Consider the following 2,891-nt stretch of genomic DNA (forward strand, 5'->3'; position numbering starts at 1 on the left):
ACGCCATACAGTAATCGCGGCAAGCAGGCGCAGTGGCCAGGTGGTTTTCGCTGGGGCGGTGGTTTGGCTTGCCGATTGGCTGAGTGTGCGTTCCATGGCACATGTCCTTCTCGCTTAGTGCGAGTGCTGGGTATGGGGAAACATAGTCCCTCGCGTCGATACCCAAGCGGCAGTCACAGAGAGGCGGAATTGTATTGCAGCAGTTTAACTTTTTTTAAAACTGTACTGGCTGTTATGCCGGTCGCTGTACGAACGGTCAAATTTCTCGCTAAGAACGACAAAGCCCGCCGGCATGTGAATGCGGGCGGGCTTTGTTTATTCAATTCAGTGGCTGATGCGCTAACGTCGGCTTCAGCCAGATACAACAGTTGCAGCTATTAACGCCAGAACGGCTTGCTCAGCTCGGCAAAGCGCTGGGCTTCACTGATACCTGCGTCGGCCAGCAGGCGTGGATCCAGGCGTGCCAACTGGTGGCGGCTGGACATGCGGCGTTGCCAGAGCAGCAGGTTGGAGATAACGCGCAGTGGCAGTGCAGCTTGGGCTTTCGAGTTGGTGCTTTCGAACATGTCGGAACTGAGGGTACGTTCCATGGCTTTGCTTCCTTCCGCTTATGGCGGCATTGGTTATTTAACTGGAGGCTATGTTGCGCTTCGTACAGCTGACCTTGTAGTCACAGTTCTCTTAAATTGTGCTGGTGGTGGGAAGTTTTTACCCAAACTGTTTTATCCATAACGGTGCAAACTGTATTGGTATGCCCAATATTGAGGCGTTTTTACTCAGAAAATCTTGTCGGATTCGCCAGGTTTCTGATTTTGCTAAGGTAGTGACCAGTACAGTTTTCAATTCGCGAAAGGTGTTTTCCCTGTTGTGGTCCTCAGAAAACAGATTTTCTCGGGTTTTGCTGCAACTGTGCGGGTGAGGGGAAGAGCCTTGCTCTGCGCAAAAATTGCGTAGCGCTGAATCTGTACGAAATTAGAAAGCAAAAAGGCGCAATAGAGGGCTGCTCTATTGCGCCTTTTGTACATTTTTAGCGTGCTAGGCTAACTTTTCTTGTTCTGCACTGGTCCAGAGCATATGGCCGTTTTCATCCAAATTGATATGCCACTGTAATGCCTCACGTAACAGATGTGGGGTGTGGCCACCCTTGGCGCACGCTGCTGTGAAGTATTGATTGAGCGCATCGCGGTAATCCGGGTGCACACAGTTGTCGATGATCACCCGAGCGCGTTCACGGGGCGCCAAGCCGCGCAGATCGGCCAAGCCCTGTTCGGTTACCAAGATGTCCACGTCATGTTCGGTGTGGTCGACATGGCTAACCATCGGCACCACGCTGGAAATCGCGCCGCTCTTGGCGATCGACTTGGTCACAAAGATCGCCAAGTGCGCATTGCGGGCGAAGTCGCCGGAGCCGCCGATGCCATTCATCATCTTGGTGCCGCCAACGTGGGTGGAGTTGACGTTGCCGTACAGGTCGAACTCCAACGCGGTGTTGATGCCGATAATGCCCAGGCGGCGAACTACTTCCGGGTGGTTGGAAATTTCCTGTGGGCGCAGTACCAGCTTGTCTTTGTACTTTTCTAGATTGCCGAATACGTCGGTATTGCGCCGCTGCGACAGGGTGATGGAGCTGCCCGAAGCAAAGCGCAGCTTGCCGGCGTCGATAAGGTCGAAGGTCGAGTCTTGCAGCACTTCCGAGTACATGGTCAGGTCGTGGAACGGCGAGTCGATCAGCCCGCACATTACGGCGTTGGCAATGCTGCCAATACCGGCTTGCAACGGGCCGAGGCTATCGGTCATGCGCTCGGCCGCCACTTCACGGGTGAAGAAGTCGATCAGGTGATTGGCAATCGCCTGGGTGTCGACATCCGGCGGCAGCACGGTGGACGGCGAGTCCGGTTTGTCGGTGACCACGATGGCGACGATTTTTGCCGGATCAATCGGGATGGCGGTGCTGCCGATGCGGCCTTCCACGCGGGTCAGCGGGATCGGCGTACGGGTTGGTCGGTAAGTTGGTATATAGATGTCGTGCAGGCCTTCCAGATTCGGGTTGTGTGCCAGGTTGATCTCGACGATTACCTGCTTGGCGAAAATCGCGAAGCTGGCCGAGTTACCCACCGAGGTGGTCGGCACAATATGGCCTTGCTCGGTAATGGCCACGGCTTCGATCACGGCGATGTCGGGCAGCTTGAGCTGGTGGTTGCGCAGTTGCTCAACGGTTTCCGACAGGTGTTGGTCGATAAACATCACCTCACCGGCGTTGATCGCCTTGCGCAGGGTGCTGTCGACCTGGAACGGCATGCGTCGGGCGAGTACGCCGGCTTCGGTAAGTTGTTTGTCCAGGTCGTTGCCTAAGCTGGCGCCGGTCATCAGGCTGATTTTCAGCGGCGAGTGCTTGGCCCGTTCGGCCAGCGCTTGCGGTACTGCCTTGGCTTCCCCAGCGCGGGTAAAGCCGCTCATGCCGACGGTCATGCCGTCTTCAATCAGCAACGCGGCGTCAGCCGCACTCATCACTTTGCCCAGCAGGGAGGGCAAGCGCACGCGATCGGTATACATGGGGGAGGCCTCGGACGGTACGGACGGTGAAGGGCCGACAGTCTAAGGATTTGCCTGGGGGTTGCCTTTATACCTACGTCTAATGGGGATTTTGTGTTGAGGGTAGAGCCCCTCACCCCTAGCCCCTCTCCCGCAAGCGGGCGAGGGGAATGATCGAGTTCACACGCCTACACCGTCAGGCGCCTGGGCGGGGGAATGACCGAATTCATCGCGCCTACACCGTCAAGCCCCCTCTCCCGCTTGCGGGAGAGGGTTGGGGTGAGGGGCCGTTGATTTGGCTCTGATTGGCTGGCATAACCCCTTCCACCCCCGGGCTACAGCACTTCCGTAGGTTGGGT

Annotated in this window: 2 protein-coding genes; both read right to left on the minus strand. The window is 56.7% G+C overall.

Annotated features, from left to right (window positions below):
- Positions 1-377: 377 nt before the first annotated feature.
- Positions 378-590 carry a DUF1127 domain-containing protein gene (locus AAAB16_RS23135; protein ID WP_340665457.1) on the minus strand — a complete coding sequence of 71 codons (213 nt, stop codon included), beginning with the start codon at positions 588-590 and terminating at the stop codon, positions 378-380.
- 445 nt (positions 591-1,035) lie between these two features.
- Positions 1,036-2,553: an acetyl-CoA hydrolase/transferase family protein gene (locus AAAB16_RS23140; protein ID WP_340665458.1), complete on the minus strand. Its 1,518-nt coding sequence runs from the start codon at positions 2,551-2,553 to the stop codon at positions 1,036-1,038.
- Between the last annotated feature and the right edge of the window lie 338 nt (positions 2,554-2,891).

This window comes from Pseudomonas sp. (assembly GCF_037994325.1).
Lineage (GTDB): Bacteria > Pseudomonadota > Gammaproteobacteria > Pseudomonadales > Pseudomonadaceae > Aquipseudomonas.

Excerpts from the sequence above, each read along its gene's own strand:
- AAAB16_RS23135 (WP_340665457.1), bottom strand. The coding sequence starts at position 590 with ATGGAACGTACCCTCAGTTCCGACATGTTCGAAAGCACCAACTCGAAA.
- AAAB16_RS23140 (WP_340665458.1), bottom strand. The coding sequence starts at position 2,553 with ATGTATACCGATCGCGTGCGCTTGCCCTCCCTGCTGGGCAAAGTGATG.